Origin of the sequence: Paenibacillus jepli, from assembly GCF_047238105.1 — a bacterium.
Taxonomy (GTDB): Bacteria; Bacillota; Bacilli; order Paenibacillales; family Paenibacillaceae; genus Paenibacillus_D.
In genome coordinates this window covers 6,630,896-6,647,259 of sequence record NZ_JBDFMD010000001.1, presented here as the reverse complement: position 1 = coordinate 6,647,259, position 16,364 = coordinate 6,630,896, and the positions used below count along the sequence as shown (strand labels likewise).

22 protein-coding genes and 1 tRNA gene are annotated in these 16,364 nt (G+C 57.3%); 6 read left to right on the top strand and 17 right to left on the bottom strand.

Features of this window, described 5'->3' with window-relative positions; translation table 11 throughout:
* Positions 1-41: 41 nt before the first annotated feature.
* Genes ABC336_RS28300 through ABC336_RS28290 form a run of 3 tightly spaced genes read right to left on the bottom strand, consistent with a single transcriptional unit; the run spans position 42 to position 2,387 of the window.
* On the bottom strand, positions 42-488 hold the full coding sequence (locus ABC336_RS28300) for a CoA-binding protein (protein ID WP_413241844.1): 447 nt from the start codon (positions 486-488) through the stop codon (positions 42-44).
* A 24-nt stretch (positions 489-512) separates the two neighbouring features.
* Positions 513-1,808, bottom strand: coding sequence for a 3-phosphoshikimate 1-carboxyvinyltransferase (aroA, locus tag ABC336_RS28295; RefSeq protein WP_413241843.1), 1,296 nt, complete (start codon positions 1,806-1,808; stop codon positions 513-515).
* 18 nt (positions 1,809-1,826) lie between these two features.
* The gene (locus ABC336_RS28290) at positions 1,827-2,387 is read right to left on the bottom strand and encodes a shikimate kinase (RefSeq protein WP_413241842.1); all 561 of its coding nucleotides are present in this window, start codon (positions 2,385-2,387) and stop codon (positions 1,827-1,829) included.
* 179 nt (positions 2,388-2,566) lie between these two features.
* On the opposite strand from ABC336_RS28290, the gene ABC336_RS28285 reads away from it, so the two are divergent.
* Positions 2,567-2,914, top strand: coding sequence for a hypothetical protein (locus tag ABC336_RS28285; protein ID WP_413241841.1), 348 nt, complete (start codon positions 2,567-2,569; stop codon positions 2,912-2,914).
* Here the strand turns inward: ABC336_RS28285 and gndA are convergent.
* Positions 2,898-4,307, bottom strand: coding sequence for an NADP-dependent phosphogluconate dehydrogenase (gene gndA, locus ABC336_RS28280; RefSeq protein ID WP_413241840.1), 1,410 nt, complete (start codon positions 4,305-4,307; stop codon positions 2,898-2,900). The genes ABC336_RS28285 and gndA overlap by 17 nt on opposite strands.
* A gap of 367 nt (positions 4,308-4,674) precedes the next feature.
* Positions 4,675-5,271, bottom strand: coding sequence for a hypothetical protein (locus ABC336_RS28275; RefSeq protein ID WP_413241839.1), 597 nt, complete (start codon positions 5,269-5,271; stop codon positions 4,675-4,677).
* A 256-nt stretch (positions 5,272-5,527) separates the two neighbouring features.
* On the opposite strand from ABC336_RS28275, the gene ABC336_RS28270 reads away from it, so the two are divergent.
* Positions 5,528-6,169 (top strand): DUF1054 domain-containing protein, encoded by a 642-nt coding sequence (locus ABC336_RS28270; protein ID WP_413241838.1) that lies wholly within the window; start codon positions 5,528-5,530, stop codon positions 6,167-6,169.
* A gap of 259 nt (positions 6,170-6,428) precedes the next feature.
* Here the strand turns inward: ABC336_RS28270 and ABC336_RS28265 are convergent, their stop codons facing one another.
* Entirely contained in the window at positions 6,429-7,613 is a 1,185-nt protein-coding gene (locus ABC336_RS28265; protein ID WP_413241837.1) for an MFS transporter, read from the bottom strand.
* 171 nt (positions 7,614-7,784) lie between these two features.
* Between ABC336_RS28265 and ABC336_RS28260 the strand changes: the two genes are divergently transcribed.
* The gene (locus ABC336_RS28260; protein WP_413241836.1) at positions 7,785-9,254 is read left to right on the top strand and encodes an aminotransferase class I/II-fold pyridoxal phosphate-dependent enzyme; all 1,470 of its coding nucleotides are present in this window, start codon (positions 7,785-7,787) and stop codon (positions 9,252-9,254) included.
* A 108-nt stretch (positions 9,255-9,362) separates the two neighbouring features.
* Here the strand turns inward: ABC336_RS28260 and ABC336_RS28255 are convergent, their stop codons facing one another.
* From ABC336_RS28255 to ABC336_RS28245, 3 genes are all read right to left on the bottom strand, one after another.
* The gene (locus ABC336_RS28255) at positions 9,363-9,662 is read right to left on the bottom strand and encodes a DUF1292 domain-containing protein (protein ID WP_020615416.1); all 300 of its coding nucleotides are present in this window, start codon (positions 9,660-9,662) and stop codon (positions 9,363-9,365) included.
* 118 nt (positions 9,663-9,780) lie between these two features.
* Positions 9,781-10,344, bottom strand: a complete 564-nt coding sequence (locus tag ABC336_RS28250) for a stalk domain-containing protein (RefSeq protein WP_413241835.1) — start codon at positions 10,342-10,344, stop codon at positions 9,781-9,783.
* A 156-nt stretch (positions 10,345-10,500) separates the two neighbouring features.
* Positions 10,501-10,701: a hypothetical protein gene (locus ABC336_RS28245; RefSeq protein WP_413241834.1), complete on the bottom strand. Its 201-nt coding sequence runs from the start codon at positions 10,699-10,701 to the stop codon at positions 10,501-10,503.
* A gap of 176 nt (positions 10,702-10,877) precedes the next feature.
* Here ABC336_RS28245 and ABC336_RS28240 point away from each other — a divergent pair, with 176 nt between their 5' ends.
* Complete coding sequence (locus ABC336_RS28240) at positions 10,878-11,633, top strand: MBL fold metallo-hydrolase (protein WP_413241833.1); 756 nt, start codon at positions 10,878-10,880, stop codon at positions 11,631-11,633.
* A gap of 125 nt (positions 11,634-11,758) precedes the next feature.
* On the opposite strand, the gene ABC336_RS28235 is transcribed toward ABC336_RS28240, so the two are convergent.
* Entirely contained in the window at positions 11,759-12,013 is a 255-nt protein-coding gene (locus ABC336_RS28235; protein ID WP_413241832.1) for a DUF3892 domain-containing protein, read from the bottom strand.
* Positions 12,014-12,136: 123 nt separating this feature from the next.
* Positions 12,137-12,355 carry a hypothetical protein gene (locus tag ABC336_RS28230; RefSeq protein WP_413241831.1) on the bottom strand — a complete coding sequence of 73 codons (219 nt, stop codon included), beginning with the start codon at positions 12,353-12,355 and terminating at the stop codon, positions 12,137-12,139.
* A 236-nt stretch (positions 12,356-12,591) separates the two neighbouring features.
* Between ABC336_RS28230 and ABC336_RS28225 the strand changes: the two genes are divergently transcribed.
* On the top strand, positions 12,592-12,771 hold the full coding sequence (locus tag ABC336_RS28225) for a hypothetical protein (protein WP_413241830.1): 180 nt from the start codon (positions 12,592-12,594) through the stop codon (positions 12,769-12,771).
* 457 nt (positions 12,772-13,228) lie between these two features.
* Here the strand turns inward: ABC336_RS28225 and ABC336_RS28220 are convergent.
* From ABC336_RS28220 to ABC336_RS28195, 6 genes are all read right to left on the bottom strand, one after another.
* A tRNA-Val gene (locus tag ABC336_RS28220) sits at positions 13,229-13,301 on the bottom strand.
* Positions 13,302-13,482: 181 nt separating this feature from the next.
* Positions 13,483-13,644, bottom strand: a complete 162-nt coding sequence (locus ABC336_RS28215; RefSeq protein ID WP_413241829.1) for a hypothetical protein — start codon at positions 13,642-13,644, stop codon at positions 13,483-13,485.
* A gap of 91 nt (positions 13,645-13,735) precedes the next feature.
* Positions 13,736-14,071 carry a YolD-like family protein gene (locus ABC336_RS28210; protein ID WP_413241828.1) on the bottom strand — a complete coding sequence of 112 codons (336 nt, stop codon included), beginning with the start codon at positions 14,069-14,071 and terminating at the stop codon, positions 13,736-13,738.
* Positions 14,068-15,336 (bottom strand): DNA polymerase IV, encoded by a 1,269-nt coding sequence (locus tag ABC336_RS28205; RefSeq protein ID WP_413241827.1) that lies wholly within the window; start codon positions 15,334-15,336, stop codon positions 14,068-14,070. The genes ABC336_RS28210 and ABC336_RS28205 overlap by 4 nt, the downstream gene beginning before the upstream one ends.
* On the bottom strand, positions 15,326-15,547 hold the full coding sequence (locus ABC336_RS28200) for a WYL domain-containing protein (protein ID WP_413241826.1): 222 nt from the start codon (positions 15,545-15,547) through the stop codon (positions 15,326-15,328). The genes ABC336_RS28205 and ABC336_RS28200 overlap by 11 nt, the downstream gene beginning before the upstream one ends.
* 149 nt (positions 15,548-15,696) lie before the next feature.
* On the bottom strand, positions 15,697-16,002 hold the full coding sequence (locus tag ABC336_RS28195) for a hypothetical protein (protein ID WP_413241825.1): 306 nt from the start codon (positions 16,000-16,002) through the stop codon (positions 15,697-15,699).
* A gap of 184 nt (positions 16,003-16,186) precedes the next feature.
* On the opposite strand from ABC336_RS28195, the gene ABC336_RS28190 reads away from it, so the two are divergent.
* Positions 16,187-16,354 (top strand): hypothetical protein, encoded by a 168-nt coding sequence (locus ABC336_RS28190; protein WP_413241824.1) that lies wholly within the window; start codon positions 16,187-16,189, stop codon positions 16,352-16,354.
* The last annotated feature ends 10 nt before the right edge of the window (positions 16,355-16,364 follow it).

Sequence of the window (16,364 nt, the reverse complement as noted above, 5' to 3'; positions counted from 1 at the left end):
GCTCGAAAAGCCTCTCTTAGTGTGGGAGAACGAGACGGATTTTATCCAATGTCCGGACTGGATTTTCCTTGCGGCAGCAGCAGGGAGTCCTCCACCTTGATACAGCGGTCCATAACGACCTGGAGCCCGCCACTTGCCGCGATGCCCGCCGCCTCCTCGCTGTAGACCCCGAGCTGGAGCCAAAGCGCGCGGGCGCCGATCTTCACTGCCTCCTCGGCAATCGGCGCACAGTGCTCGCTGCGGCGGAACACATTGACGATATCTACAGGTACCGGCACTTCCTCTAGGCTAGCGTAGCAGGTCTCTCCGAGGATGGGCCCTGCGGCTGCGGGATTGACAGGGATGATCCGGTAGCCCTTCTGCTGCATCGCCTGGGAGACCATGTAGGATGTCCGTTCCGGTTTGTCCGACAAGCCGACTACCGCGATCGTGCCAGCTTGCTGGAGCATGGTTTTGATGTCCTCACGAGAAGGATGGGTATAGCCCATAGTTCAATCTCCTTTGTCTGGGGATTAGTCCACCCACTCGACGCGCGCGCCGAGCGCCTTGAGATGATCGAAGTAGATCGGGTACGACTTGGCGACATGATGAGCGTCCTTGATGCGGATCGGCTTCTCTGCGCGCAGACCGACTACGGTCAGCGCCATAATCACCCGGTGATCATAGTGGGCATCGATCTCGACGCCGCCTTCCACACCCTCCGGACGGCCGTGCACGATGATCTCGCTGCGGCGTTCCTCTACGTTGGCGCCGGCCTTGCGGAGCTCTGCCAGATAATCAGTGATGCGGTCGCACTCCTTGTAGCGCAGATTCTCGACATTATAGAAGCGGGAGGTGCCCTCGGCGAACACCGCGGCAGCCACCATGGCCAGCACGGCATCGGTCGCCATATCGCCATCGAACTCGACGGCTTTCAACTGGCCGTTGCCCAGTACATGGACCGTGCCGTTCTGATGCGACAGCGGCACCTCCATCATCCGCAGCACATCGACGATCGCCCGCTCCCCCTGCTTGCTGTGCTCTTCGAGCCGATGCAGCGTTACATCCGAACGGGTGACGGCTGCTGCAGCAAGAACGGCGGCAGACCCAGGATAATCGCCCTGAACCACATATTCCTTGGCCTGATAACGCTGGTTGCCCTTTACTTTATAGTACATCAGATCGTCGCTCGCTTCGATCTCGATGCCTGCCTGCTCCAACACTTCCAGTGTCTGGCCGATAACTACCTTGGACTTCAGATCGTGCAGCACCTCGATCTCGCTGTCTTGCGCCAGCAGAGGCGTCAGGAACAGCAGCGCGCTGAGGAACTGGGAGCTGACATTGCCGGAGACGGTAATCTTGCCGCCGTGCAGCTGCCCGCCGCGGATCCGGATCGGCAGCTTGCCGGACTGATGCTCGATCTGAACGCCTAGCTGCTGCAGCGAATCGATGAGATCGTCATGCGGGCGCTTGCCCAGGGAGTCGGGATAGCGGTTGATGAAGGTTACGTCCTCCGCAAGGCTGGCAATCGCCATCAGGAATCGAAGAACGGCACCCGCGTTGCCTACATCCAGCTGTACAACCGGCACGGGCTTCGACCCGAATCCGGTAATCACGATCTTCTCATCGTCCTCTTCTACCGTCGCCCCGAGATCGCGGATGCAACGGCGCATCGCGTCGCTATCCTCACTATGAGCGGGATAATAGATCGTGCTGGTGCCCTCGGCCAGAGCAGCCACCAGAAGATATCGCGTCGTATAATTTTTGGAAGATAATGCCTGCAATTCGCCTTGCAGTTTTGGCGTCGGTGTGACGATTACGTCTGTCATGTTCAATTGTTCCCCTCTTTATTGATTTCCACCCGGTTCTCTCGCCGCTGACTTGGCAGCTGTCAGCTGCTGCCAGGCGTCGATAATCCGCTCGGCAACATCAGCTACACCAAGCCGCGAGGTATCGAGCTTCAGATCGGCAAAATCGTAGGCGTGCTTGCGCCGCTCCAGCAGCTCATTCACACGCTGGCGAACATCGCCCTGCAGCAGCGGCCGCGCACTGTCGGACTGCACACGGGCTATAATCCGCTCCGCGTCGGCGGTGAGCGCCACGACCCAGCCGTTGTTCAGCATGAGACTGCGGTTCTCCTCTTTCAACACAGCGCCTCCGCCCGTGGCGATAACCTGGCGGGTATCCCGGTTCATAATATCGGCGAGCACATCGGTCTCGATCGTGCGGAATGCTTCTTCGCCCTGCCGAGCGAACAGCTCGGAGATCGTACAATCCTCGCGGCGTTCGATCGCTTCGTCAAGATCGACGCGTGTGCAGCCCAACCGTTCAGCGAGCAGACGGCTGACTGATGATTTGCCTGTACCCATAAAGCCCACGAGGACGATGGAACGATACTCTCTGGTCAATAGCAACACCCTCTTGTTCTGCCTTGTGCCGCCGCGCCTCGGGGCGCAGCGGCAGTCATCCCCAATCATACCACAGCGCCGAAAGGACAGACAATGATGAGAGAATCTTGTATATTTGGCCAACTTCTCTCGTATGGATAACTATAAATAATAGCAACTCTAAGTACAGGAGTGATCCCATGACTTACGAATCCGCCGGCATGGCCGACGCTAACGAGCAGCGGCTGGCTGAGCTGCTCCACCCAGCCAATCTCCTCTGCCGCTCCGATGTAGTCTGGCTGTTGGCTTGGATCAAAAAAAAAGCAGCCGAGCTGGACGCAAGCACGCTTGATTCCAGCCAGCCACCATTATTAAGTGCATTCCATTGCTTTGCGGAAGCGGCGATGCTGATCCTCGGCGGCAAGCCAAGCTGCCAGCAGGAGCTCAGCCGTCTTCGCGAGCTGCTCGCCGAGGCGGTGCAGGGCATGCAGCGCATGAGCAAGCAGCAGGAGACGCGCCATAGGCTGCAGTCTACTCCATCCAGTTGAAGTGGAACGAGCCTTCTTTGTCCAGACGCTTGAATGTATGCGCGCCGAAGTAGTCGCGCTGCGCCTGCAGCAGGTTGGCCGGGAGACGCTCGGTACGGTAGCTGTCATAGTATGCCAATGCGCTCGCAAATGCCGGTACCGGAATGCCGGAAGCAATCGCCGTCGACACCACTTCACGCCAAGCGTCCTGGTAGGACTCGACGATTTCTTTGAAGTACGTGTCCAGCAGCAGGTTGCGGAGCTCAGGATCGCGGTCATAAGCGTCCTTGATATTCTGCAGGAACCCGGCGCGGATGATGCAGCCGCCGCGGAAGATCATGGCGATATCGCCGTAGCGCAGATTCCAGCCGTACTCGTCGGAGGCCGCTCTCATCTGGGCGAAGCCTTGCGCATAGGAACAGATCTTGCTCGCGTACAGCGCTTTGCGCACCGCTTCGATGAAGGCTTGCTTGTCGCCGGTGAACGGCTTCTGCGACGGGCCCTGCAGCAGCTTGCTGGCTGCTACGCGCTCTTCCTTCATGGCGGAGAGGAAGCGGGAGAAGACGGACTCGGTGATGATCGACAACGGAACGCCCAGATCCAGCGAGCTCTGGCTTGTCCATTTGCCGGTACCCTTCTGGCCGGCCGAGTCCAGGATCACATCGACCATCGGCTGTTTCGTCTCAGGGTCATACTTGGAGAAGATATCGGCAGTGATCTCGATCAGATAGCTGTCGAGCTCACCTTTGTTCCACTCGGTGAAAATCTCATGCAGCTCTGACGTCTCTACGCCCAGTACCGACTTGAGCAAGTGGTAAGCTTCGCAGATCAGCTGCATGTCTCCGTACTCGATGCCGTTGTGAACCATCTTCACGTAATGGCCGGCACCGTCCGGTCCGATATAAGTACAGCAAGGATCGCCGTTAACTTTGGCAGAGATGGCCGTAAGGATCGGCTCCACGAGCTTGTATGCCGACTCTTGGCCGCCCGGCATGATCGATGGGCCTTTGAGAGCACCCTCTTCGCCGCCGGATACGCCTGTGCCGATGAAGCGGAAGCCTTTGGCCTCGAGCTCCTGGCTGCGGCGCTGGGTATCCGGGAAGTAGGCGTTGCCGCCATCGATGATGATGTCGCCCTCATCGAGCAGCGGGACCAGTTGATCGATTGTCGCGTCTGTACCTTTGCCCGCTTGAACCATGATCAGAATTTTGCGCGGGGTTTCGAGCGATTGCACGAACTCTTCGATCGTGAAGGTGCCGACCAGGTTTTTGCCTTGCGCTTCCTTGAGCAGGTCATCCGTCTTCTCTCTGGAGCGGTTGAAGACGGAGACGGTGAAGCCTCTGCTCTCGATGTTAAGCGCTAGATTTTTCCCCATTACAGCCATACCGATAACGCCAATTTGCTGTTTAGACATTGGTTTGGTTCCATCCCTTTTCTATATAGTATAGTGAATCCCCAGACACTCCGGCAGCCCGACCAGCTGCTGCGGGCAGCCCGTGATTCGACAGGCGCGGGCGGCGTGCCCATGAGACGCGCCGAAGCCCCGATGCCTCGTGAAACGACACACAGTACTTTTATTCTACTCTTTTTGCGGCCGGATGCAAACCGTTTATGTTGAAATTGCTGCGCACTGCCCGTTCTACTAACCCTTCTTCCCGAAAAATCCGCCGCTGCCCATTAAAATGGCCCCACAAAAAAGGATGCTTCCCCGGACTTGCGGGAGCACCCTTAGTTCTTGCTAAGCATACATGCGACACCCTTTCCTTTCCTTGCCGTTGACTTCAAAGTTCCAGCTGCAGCATCTCGGTACGCAGCACGGCGAGCTTCTCCTTGCAGGCTGCGGCCTCTTCCTCCCGGCCTTCGGCCAGTGCTTCATGCAGACACATCAGCTCGTAATCGAGTTCAAAGCGCAGAACCGGCACCCGCTGCTCGGCCCGCTTGGACTGAAAAGCCTGGATCATTTCTTCGGTCGTGACGAACGGCTTGCGCTGATAAATAATTTTGTGCTCCATCCCCGACACCTCCACCAGTCTTATAATCTCGCCGAACATAATATTCTCAATGACGATCTGACGGTCTCTGATTCGTTTGACAACGGCATGACCCCGTGAATCGTTAATCAGCTTCTCGATCAGCATGGACAGCTTTTCATCCTTAATCGTGTAATCCCCGACAATTTTGAAGCGGTTGCGGACCCTTTGAAATCTGAGCTTGACGAGCTTGCGCCCGGTACGGATCGAGATGAGGAGGATGCTCTCCGTCTCGCTCCAATAGAGAGAGTAGCCTTCCTGGATCAGGTCCCGAATCAGATGCTGGATCTGCCGCCGGTCAAAGCGGAGCTCCAGGTTGCAGTATTCGACTTCATAGCTTTTATTCACGGCCATCCCTCCCCAAAACGGATAATTGTTTAAATGTTCTGAAAATTTGTTCCTAATCCTATCTTATACTTCATCATATGTTCTGGCAACTTGGTTTATTGACTAATTTTCAAGATTGTCTGTCCGTGAAGCCAAGCTGCTATCCCCCAGACGCGGACAGGCGCCCGAAGGTTGCACCCGCGCTTGTGCATCTGTACAATAAATTGTATTCTTACAGCCCGCTTTCCGGAAACGGCATACTTCAGGAGGATTGATCGTGACTACTGCTGCCCAATCAACTTTTCAAGGCTTTGCTCCCGAGGATTTCGACGTATTCGCCATACCGGGTCTGGAGCCCCGCATGGAGGCGCTGATCGAACGGATCCGTCCCAAGCTCCATCAGCTCGGCGACGATCTGGCACCGGTACTGTCTGTGCTGTGCGGCGAGGCGATGTATCCTCATGTGGCCAAGCATGCCCGCCGCACCGTCCACCCGCCCAATGACACTTGGGTCGCCTACGCCCGCAACAAACGGGGCTATAAGGCACATCCGCATTTTCAGATCGGCCTGTTCGAATCGCATCTGTTCATCCAGTTTGCCCTGATCTACGAAGCTACAGGCAAAACGGAATTCGCCGGCCGGGCGCTCAAGCAGACAAGCAAGCTCCGCAAGCAGATCCCCGAGGGTTTTACCTGGTCGGGTGATCATACCCAGCCTGAAGGCACGCTGCACCGCGACCTTAGCGCCAAGGAGCTGAAGGCGCTGCTGGAGCGGCTCAAAACAGTCAAGTCGGCCGAGGTGCTGTGCGGGCTCGTGCTCGACCGCAAGGATCCGCTGCTGCAGGACGGTCCCGGCTTGATCGCTGCGGCCGAGCAGACCTTTGAGACCCTGTTGCCGCTTTACCGGCTGGCACCCTAACAGGGACAGGGCTAACCCCATTCAGCCAGGTGAAACGGCTTCGCAAGCACACGGCGCAGCGCGCTTCATTCCGGAGAAATATAAGCCGAGTAGATGTGTGAAAACATATACGCTAATATTTGCAAAAAGGCTCTTCCCCTGCCGCAGCCTTGCGGGGGAAGAGCCTTTTGCTGGTACGAAGTATGGAACTCGTATGTTTTCGGGGCCCCCGCAAAGTCTCTGATTATGCTTCGAAGGCAAGACATCGCTATGCGGGGAATTACCTGGAGACGGCTTCGCCGCTGCTGCGCTCGCGGTCCAAGACGACGAACCGGACAAGGAACAGCAGCGCAGCCAGGGACAGCAGACCGCCCACCACATAAGGCAGCTGCAGATCGATTCCGAAGAGCAGTGCGCCCCCGAGCGGTCCGATGATCCGGCCCAGGCTGTCCATCGACGAGCTGAGACCGGAAGCCACCCCTTGACCTACCGTGGTCCGCTGCGTGATCAGCGAGGTCACGCATGGGCGGATCAGCGCGTTGCCGATGCCGAAGACTGCCAGATACAACGTGGCCGTCCCTAGCGAATGCGAGGTGAGCAGGAGCAGAAACCCGATGGCGGAGAAGAGCAGGCCTGCCGCAATGAACTTCGGCTCGTCGCCCTTCTTGATGTACCTCCGCACGACGCCGCCCTGTACCAGTGCGCCTACAAGCCCGCAGACAAAAAACATCATGCCTACCTGCCCTGGAGTAACATCGAAGCGCTCCATCCCGAACAGCTGCAAGGTCGCTTCCAGTCCGGCCAGCGACAGCGCAACGAACAGCGCCAGCAGATACAGGTACCGCAGCGAACCCTGAAACGCCGTCCACCGCGACGGCCGCTTCTCGGACGTCTGCCGGCGCTGCTCCGGCGCCAGCGACTCCTTCAGCCTTGCCCAGGCGAGGAAGAAGGTGATCATCGCCAGCAGCGAGGCTGCGTAGAAGGGCATCTCCAGCGACACTTTGCTGAGCAAGCCGCCCACACCCGGACCAATAGTGAAGCCTAGACCGATCGACATGCCCACCAGCCCCATCCCTCTGGTCCGCTCTTCAGGCGGGGTGACATCGGCCACATAAGCGACGATCACAGATGTCACCGCGCCAGAGAACAAACCGCCCAGGATGCGGGATATGTACATCATCACCAGACTGTGGGCGCCCAGGCCGAAGATCAGGAAGCTGGCGGCGAAGCCCAGGATGCCGATCAGGATGATCGGCCGTCTGCCGATCCGATCTGAGAGCGCGCCCCACAGCGGGGACATAATAAACGAGACCGCAGAGTAGATCGACAAGAGCAGCCCCGTGTGCAGCGCCAGGGCCTCCGAATCGACCCGCTTGATCAGCTCCGGCATGACCGGAATAATAATCCCGAAGCCGATAAACGTCGTCAGCAGAGTCAGCATGACGACGGCTAATGGTTTGTTCATGATTGACGTCCCTCCATTCGATTATCGTACCATAACTGTCAAAGGCAAGCATATGGACAAATGAAGAACAAATAAGAGGCACTGCCGGCCGAACAATACTTGCATTCCCCGCCGTATTTGCTATACTCTTCCTTGTTTGTACCACTACCACGAAAGGTGGGTGATGCCGCGATGGATCACAATCGCACCCCGCTGTTCAGCGCGCTGCGCACGCACGCGCAGCACAATCCTGTCCAATTCCACATACCCGGCCACAAAAAAGGGGCCGGCAGCGATCCCGAGTTCCGCGAGTTTATCGGGGACAATGCGCTATCGATCGACCTGATCAACATCGCCCCGCTGGATGACCTGCACCAGCCGACCGGAGTGATCGAAGAAGCGCAACGGCTCGCTGCCGATGCCTTTGGCTCTGACTATACGTATTTTTCCGTCCAGGGAACCAGCGGCGCGATCATGACGATGATCCTGACCGTGTGCGCGCCCGGCGACAAGATCATCGTCCCGCGCAACGTTCACAAATCGATTATGTCCGCCATTATCTTCGCCGGCGCACGGCCGGTGTTCATCTCGCCTGCCCGCGACGCGAAGCTTGGTATCGACCACGGCATCACGACGCGCTCGGTACGCCGGGCTCTGGAGCGTCATCCCGATGCCAAGGCGGTAGTCGTCATCAACCCTACCTACTTTGGCGTCTGTGCCAATCTGAAGGAAATCGTCGAAGTCGTACACAGCTATGACATCCCTGTTCTTGTCGATGAGGCGCACGGCGTGCTGATTCACTTCCACGACGAGCTGCCGATGTCAGCCATGCAGGCAGGCGCCGATATGGCGGCTACCAGCGTGCATAAGCTGGGCGGCTCGATGACGCAGAGCTCGATCCTCAATGTCCGCAAAGGCCGGATCAACCCGCAGCGTGTCCAGACGATCATCAGTATGCTGACGACGACCTCGACCTCGTATTTGCTGCTCGGCTCGCTGGATACCTCGCGCCGCCATCTGGCACTCAACGGCCGCGCGCTGGCGAGCGAGGCGATCCGGCTGGCCTCCTATGCGCGGGAAGAGATCAACCGGATCCCAGGTCTTTACTGTGTCGGCGAAGAGATCCTGGGCGACGAGGCCACCTACGATTACGATCCGACCAAGCTGACGATCCACGTCCGCCTTCTCGGCGTTACGGGCTACGAGATTGAGAACTGGCTGCGGGATCATTACAATATCGAGATCGAGCTGAGCGATATGTACAATATCTTGTGCCTCGTCACCCCTGGAGACAGCGCCGAGCCGATCGAGACGCTTCTGACCGCGCTGCGGGATCTGTCGGAGCAGACCTATCAGAAGCGCCCTGCACATCCGCTGATTGTCAAGATTCCCGAGATCCCTCAGCTCTCGCTGACGCCGCGCGACGCGTTCTATGCCGAGACGGAAGTGATCCCGTTCAAAGCATCTGCAGGACGCATTATTGCCGAATTCATCTATGTCTATCCGCCAGGCATCCCCATCCTGCTCCCCGGCGAGGTCATCTCGCAGGAGAACATCGACTATATCGTCGAGCATGTCGAGGTAGGGCTGCCGGTCAAAGGGCCGGAAGACCGCAGTATCGAGTTCGTCAAAGTTATCGTGGAAGAAACTGCGATTTTCTGAGGAATCCTCACAAAGCGGAGCCTGGCTTCGAAGCGTTGCTCCGATACTAACGTCAAAAACAGGCAGCCCGGATCGGGCTGCCTGTACTCGTTCGTGCGCGGTTTGTTATTAGGCTTCGCTCTCGGCACGGGCGATCTCTTCATAGATCTTGGTGACCCGCTCCCACTCTGCGTCATCTTCAATGCCGACCAGGAAGGCTTCCTCGCCTTCTTCCTCGATGCGGAAGATGATTCCGTCGGCTTCCGGATCGTTGCGATCGAGCAGCACCGCATACACCTGCGACTCGGACTCGAACGTGAATACCATGACCATCTCCCGTTCTACGCCCTCTTCATCGGTAACGACAAATACATGCTCCTCGTGATCGTGGTCATGGTTGCAATCCGGTCCATGCACGTGTTCGCTCATTGTAAACCCTCATTTCCATTCGGTATTCTTATTACCCACGTATCGTATCATGTTCCACATGACGGGTCAAACAACGAAAGGCTTACCTTTCGCTGGTGTCGCAAGCCTGCAAAAGCCGTTATTGCGAGACGATGGATTTCTCCGACACAACCGCCCATTCACCAGTTCCGGTCGGCTTCATATAGAAGCGGACCGTGTATTTGCCGGCGGAATCGAAATGATAACGGATCTCCTTGGTCGGCAGCCAGAAGTCCTCCCGCTGACTCGTCACCGACTCTTCGTGGATCAAGGTTTCCCGGCCGCCCGGATCGCTGATCGTGACCTTTACAGCGCTGATATCCACCTTTAGACTATCGACTTGCGCATGCACATTAAAGGTAGGGCGACTATCTCTCTTCACATTGCCGAAGATCGTCTTGTCTTGAAATAAGAACATATGTACATTGGGTTTATATACCGACACTCGCTTCGCACTCTCATTCCATTCGATCAGGGATTGCAGTGTCGTGGCAAGCTGACGAAGCGGCAAATAGGTCTTGCCGTCTCTTAGCAACCCGGCCTCATCCACCTCGGAGCCGTTGACAACGACCCGGACACGTTGACTGGCCGAATCGGCGAACAGCATCGTCCCGCCCCACAGGGAAAGTATGAGCAGCAGCACCACGATCTTTCTGAACTTCATTATTATGTACCTCCATCCGTTTGTTCAGGATGTAAAGTTATACTCCCCTCCACCTGCAAAGTTGCGGCGGCCAGGCCAAAAATTCGCTCCGCCGCCGCATTTGTCGACCCCTGTTGAATTCTGCGCTTCCCTGGGAAATGATCCGTCCGTCATTTCCTAAACTTTGACCCTCGTCAGAATACAAGGAACGCCCTTGCCGAGCGCGCCCGGCTGCTCCATCTGCGCTAGGTAGCGTGTCCCCCGGGCGCATGGAGTCGGACAGACCGCGCATGTATCGGATAAGACCAGCTTCATCCGGTACTGGCTGCGATCGCTTGCAGGCCATTTCTTTCCTTTTGCAGCTTTTCCTTTGCTCACAGGCAGCAGCTCCCTCATCGCAGGCTAATAAGATGTTCCCGATAGTGTATGAGGACTGGGACTCTGCTGCTACAGCCCGACGGAAGCTGCCGTATAATTATGTATTGGACCTCTTTCATTTTCAGGTTAGAAATGTTAAATTTTAAAAAACGGTTGATATCAGGGGGAACGACGGCTTGGACATTCAAATGATCGGTACAGGAAGCGCCTTTAGCAAACGATACTTCAACACCAACGCCCTTGTATATGCCGACGGCTTCACACTGCTGATCGATTGCGGGGTAACTGCCCCGACTGCGCTCCACCAATTGGGCAAGCCGTTGTCCGAGATCGATGCGATCCTCATCACCCACATCCACGCCGATCATGTCGGCGGCCTGGAGGAGTTCGCATTCCGGATGAAGTTCCAATATGAACGCATGCCGGTGCTCTACATTGCAGATACGCTGGTCGAGCCGATCTGGGAGCATACGCTAAGGGGAGGCATGGTGCAGGAGGAATGGCGGCGGTTGGAGGACTTCTTCGAGGTCAGGCCTTTGGAGGCTGGCGTCCCCGTACAGCTGGCTCCTGAGCTGCGGGTGGAGACGCTGCAGACCCCCCACATTCCAGGCAAACATAGCTACTCGCTGTACCTCAATGATCATTTTTTCTACAGCGCCGATATGCAGTTTAATCCAGAACTGCTGGAGGCGCTCATCCGGGAGAGAGGCTGTGATGTGATCTTCCATGATTGTCAGCTGCAGTCTCCGGGTATTGTGCATGCTTCGCTGGAAGAGCTGCTGACGCTGCCCGAAGCGGTACAGGAGCGCATCTGGCTCGTCCACTATGCCGATGAACGTGATGAGTATATCGGTCGGACGGGGAAAATGCAGTTCCTGGAGCAGCACCGCGTCTACAGTATGCAGGAGCTGCTCCGCCAGTCGCCGTCATAGGACGCTTACGGCTTCTGGAGCGCGCGACGCGTCGGACATCGCCGGGCATCGCAACGCCCCAATAGGACCACCCGGGAAAGGTGGTCCTTGCTGTATGGCGGCTAGCCTTGTATTCGGTGTCGCGCTTAGAACAGCGGCAGCTGATCCAGGTTATTGGACGGATCGCCGTCTGCGTCGCCGCGGATGTACGTTTCGCCGTCCCGGCCTTTAAAGGCGTTGACGCCGGCCAACTGGCCTGCCTGTACAGCCTGCAAGGCCTCTTCATAGGACAACACGCGTCCGGACGCGGTTTTGAAAGCGGTCAGGTCGCCGTCGCCGTTTTTTTGCACGGCTACGATCTGCTCGCGCTGTTCGCCAGCGTTGCTATAGTTGTTCTCCATGTGGATCCCTCGCTTTCGCAGCTTTTGGCATGGATGCCGGAAGCTAAGGCATCCCGCCATGCGTTAGTATGCCCATCCTCTGCCCGCCTATGCTTGATTGAACCGGCGTTTTATTTCATGCCATTAATCTTCTTCCAGCAGCCGCTTCCCGTCATACAACCTCTCAGGCACGACCTGCGGCCGCAGCTCGCTCGGTCCGTAGACATCTCTGAGCACGCTGTCCGCGTGCGGACTCGGATAGACTTCCTCCATCACCGAAGCAGGCTCAGCTCTCTCCTCTATGCATGATTCAGGCCACCAGACCAGGATTGTCGCTGCCAGCAGCCCCTTTACCAGACGCATCCTGCTCCCTCCTTCCCTAAACTACTTGAACATCTCCAGTATGGGCTATCGGAAGCGGGAGCAAACCTGAAACAAACACGAACAGCTGGTGAAAAGGAGCACACCGCTCCTGAAATCCGTGGCTACGACGCAGCATTTGCTGATCGCTACCAAGACAGAGACACGAAGTATGGGCGCTTAGAATAAGCTGTTCCATGGGTAGAAACACATATCCGTCTAGTAAAGGACTGATACTATTGTCGCGTCAATCGAATGCGACGACCAGCGCGGAGGACATCGCTATCGTCAGCGCAGTGCTGCTGGTCGTTGGCGGCTTGGTCGGGTTGATCGCACTTGCCCCTTCGGGCGCATCGACTGCGCCGGTGCAGCAAGCAGTGGCTGTTGCCAGCAAGCGGCGACGAGCAAAAAATAATTAAGGTGGTTAATTCTCGCCAGTATGACTACCTTCGGAGCACCGTATCTAGGCTACGAGGCAGGGCGCTTCGCCCGCCATGGCTGCACGGGCTGGCCGGGGACAATGATCTATGGGAGCAGGAGGAAGGTTGAGGGAGCTTATTTGCAGCAAAGTCATGCTGGAAGAAGTGTTGGCGGACTGACGTTCCGCTATATGCTGTTTTTGCTCGTGATGCGTCATTTCCAGCGTAATAGCGTACCCTCTGTCCGTCAGTCCAGCAAAATACACGCCAAACCTTGAAATAGAGGTTCCTGTGTCCTCTCTCAGGGCTGGCGACAAATGTCGGTGTTCGCTAGTCATGCACATTCCCTTGGCTGCCAAAAGAATCGGCCCCAATCCATCCCCAAACGGCTTCTTCAAGGTGCGCAACAGCTATCTGAAAAACAAGAAAAGCCTTGCTGCGCAAGGCTTCTCGGCTATGATCTGTAGTGGGCTCGAACCACTGACCCCCACCCTGTCAAGATGGTGCTCTCCCAGCTGAGCTAACAGATCGTATTGGGGACAAGTAATAATATATCAACTTTCGCAGGTTGCGTCAACCGTTTTTTTATTTTTTTTGTGAAAAACCGTTACGGTCGAGCCCTCACGGCCGCCTGGCGCAAAATCTCCCGCAGCACTGCTGCGGGAGACAGCTCTATAAGCAGGGATCTGTGGGATCCTGGCGGGGGTCATCCTAGAAGATGCAAGCGCGAGCGATAATAACAAGCAGGATGAACAGTACCAGGATCGCGCCTGTGGAAGTGAATGCTCCACCTACGCCGCAACCGCCATAGCCGCCTACGCCGCCTACGCCGCCGACACAACCGCCACTGCCGTATCCGCCTACTACATTCATGGGTGATTTCCTCCTTTAATTTGAGGTACACCATAACATATGACCAAAACGGATTTTGGGGTGGGTGTTTGGCCCCCGCCATGCGCCTAATTTAGGTGTCCAGGCTCTCCGCTTCCACCCCCTGCACATCCTGCATCGGGAACCACTCCCCGTCCACCATGAACCGCTGCCTGGGCGCATCGAGCCGCTCGACGACGCCGATCACCTCGGTTCGCTCATACGGGTGGAACATCGCGATCCGCAGGATCCGTTTCTCTTCCAGCGAGCTGTGCAGCAGCCGCCCGGCCTCCTCCAGCTCCTGCTCATCCAGCTCCCGGCGCTCCCGGCGCTGCAGCTCCTGGCGTTTGCGGATATTGGATTCCTTGTGCTCCGGCAGCATCATCCGGCTGGACTCCCAGAGACCGTTGCCCTCCAGTTTCTTCCTCATTTGTAGTGTCCTCCAATCTTGGCCGCGCGATCCACTGCCTGGCCCGATCCGGCCAGCGACACGGCCCGCAGGATCACCGAGTCGCCATAACGCGCCTTAAGCCGGTCGGTCGTCCGCTCCAGCGCTATCGAGCGCTCCCGGCTGGGGTCCTCGAACAGACTGATCTGATACGCGCTGTCATCGGCCAGCCCTGTCAGGCTGACGCCGACCCGGCGGACCGGCCGGCCGTCCCAGTGCTTCTTCAACAGCTGCATGGCGGCATGGTAGACCTGATTGGTGACATTGGTCGGATCGGACATCTTGCTCTGCCTGCTGAAGCCGGTCATGTTCTCATAATCAGCCCCCAGGCAGCTCACGGAAACCACATGCCCCATATATCCCATCTCCCGGCAGCGCCGGCACACGAGCTCTGTCAGCTCCAGGACGATCACCTTGATCTCCTCGAGCCGCGCATAATCCCGAGGCAGGGTCATCATATGGCCGACCGATTTGGGCGCCGCCTCATGCGTCCCCGGCGTGACGGGACTGCTGTCCTCGCCGTTAGCGATCCGCCAGTACAGCTCGGCGCTGATATCCGAGTTCTTGCCGAAGCGCCGCCGCATCATCCCTTTGAGCCGCTCCAGCGGCGTCCGCGCCAGATCGCCGATCGTCGGCAGGCCCATGGCGTGGAAATGAGCGGTCATCCGGCTCCCTGCCATAAACAGATGTTGAATCGGCAGCTTCCATAACGTCTGTGGCAGCTCGTCCGGCAGGAGGGTATAGATGCCGCTGTCGTTCTTCTTGGCGTAGTTGTCGCAGGCCATCTTGGCCAGCACCTTGGTCTCGCTGATCCCGAACCGGGTGTAGATGCCGGTCTCCATCAGCAGCCGCTGCTGGATGAGGACAGCCAGCTCCTGCGGCGAGCCGTACAAATGCAGAGAGCCCGTCACATCGAGGAACTGCTCGTCGATGGAGTAAGGCTCCACCAGATCCGTGAAGCCCTGGAAGATGTCGGTGATCCTCTGGGAGATGTCGATATACCGCTGCATCCGCGGCTTGATGACGACTAGCCCGGGACACTTGGCCAGCGCCTCGCCGAGCCGTTCGGCGGTCCTGACGCCATGCTGCTTGGCAATCGGACAAGCGGCCAGGATGACGCCGGAGCGCCGGGCAGGATCGCCGGCGACGACCACCGGCTGGTGCTCGTACTCCGGATAGGAGGCCTTCTCCACGCTGGCATAGAAGGATTGGCAGTCGGCCAGGAAGATCACGCGCTTATCCCGCATGGCCCGCACCCGTCTGCCCGCAGCTGTCCCCGGCGCGGACAGCCAGGATATTGCCCCGCAGGAATACACGCGGCGCCCGTGCTGTAAAGCAATAGGCCCGCACCCGCTCTCCCTGCACTCCACACACCTGGATACGGCGCTTTGAGATCACTCCCTTGCGATCCAGATAGATGATGGTCATCTCGCGCCCGACGGTATAATTGATCGGCATGGCAATCCCTCCATTGAAAGAACATTTGTTCTTATTATATACCGAACATATATTCTTATTCCACAGGATTTATTTTCCGAAGACGCTAAAATATCCCCGCACCACAAAACGACCGGGCGCGAGAGGCCCGGTCGTGAGGCAAGGCGTGACTATTTGCGGCGGCTGCTCCGGCTACCGCGGCTATTGCGGCTGCCGCGCCCCGAACACCAGACATCTTTAACCGAGCAAGTCGTGTAGTGCTGCGGAACCGGCACTACATGATGCTGATTGATAACTTCCACAGGGTGGATGATGGGCTGGGCCTGAGGATGAAAGACGTTATTGTAGAGATGCGTAGGCTCTGTCACAATTGGCGACAGCTGACCGCCCATAGGAGACATCTGGCTGCCCATAGGAGACATCTGAGTACTTGCCGGTGACACTTGATTGTATCCGTAGGAATGGTTGCAAGACATGTGTCGTTCACACCTTTCGTCTAAGAGGATTTGGATTTCTACCCCATTATATGACCATCCTCGCCATCCGACTGTACAGGCGTCCCGCGTATAACCGCCCGTTCTTGCAGAGGTTCCGCTTCTCGCCGATCTGACGCTATGGTACACTACAGGTATCCAACATGCAGACTGAGGTGCCTATATTATGAAGCAAAACCCCCTTCTCTACTCCGTTTTCGGCTTGATGGTCCTAATCTTCGGCATTGTCGACTACCGCTTCCTGAACAAAACGCTCGGCGTCATCCTGATGCTGCTCGGGTTAGGCCTGGGCATCTACGGGCTCATAAATTACAGGAAGCTCAAAAAATCCTGATGTCCAAACC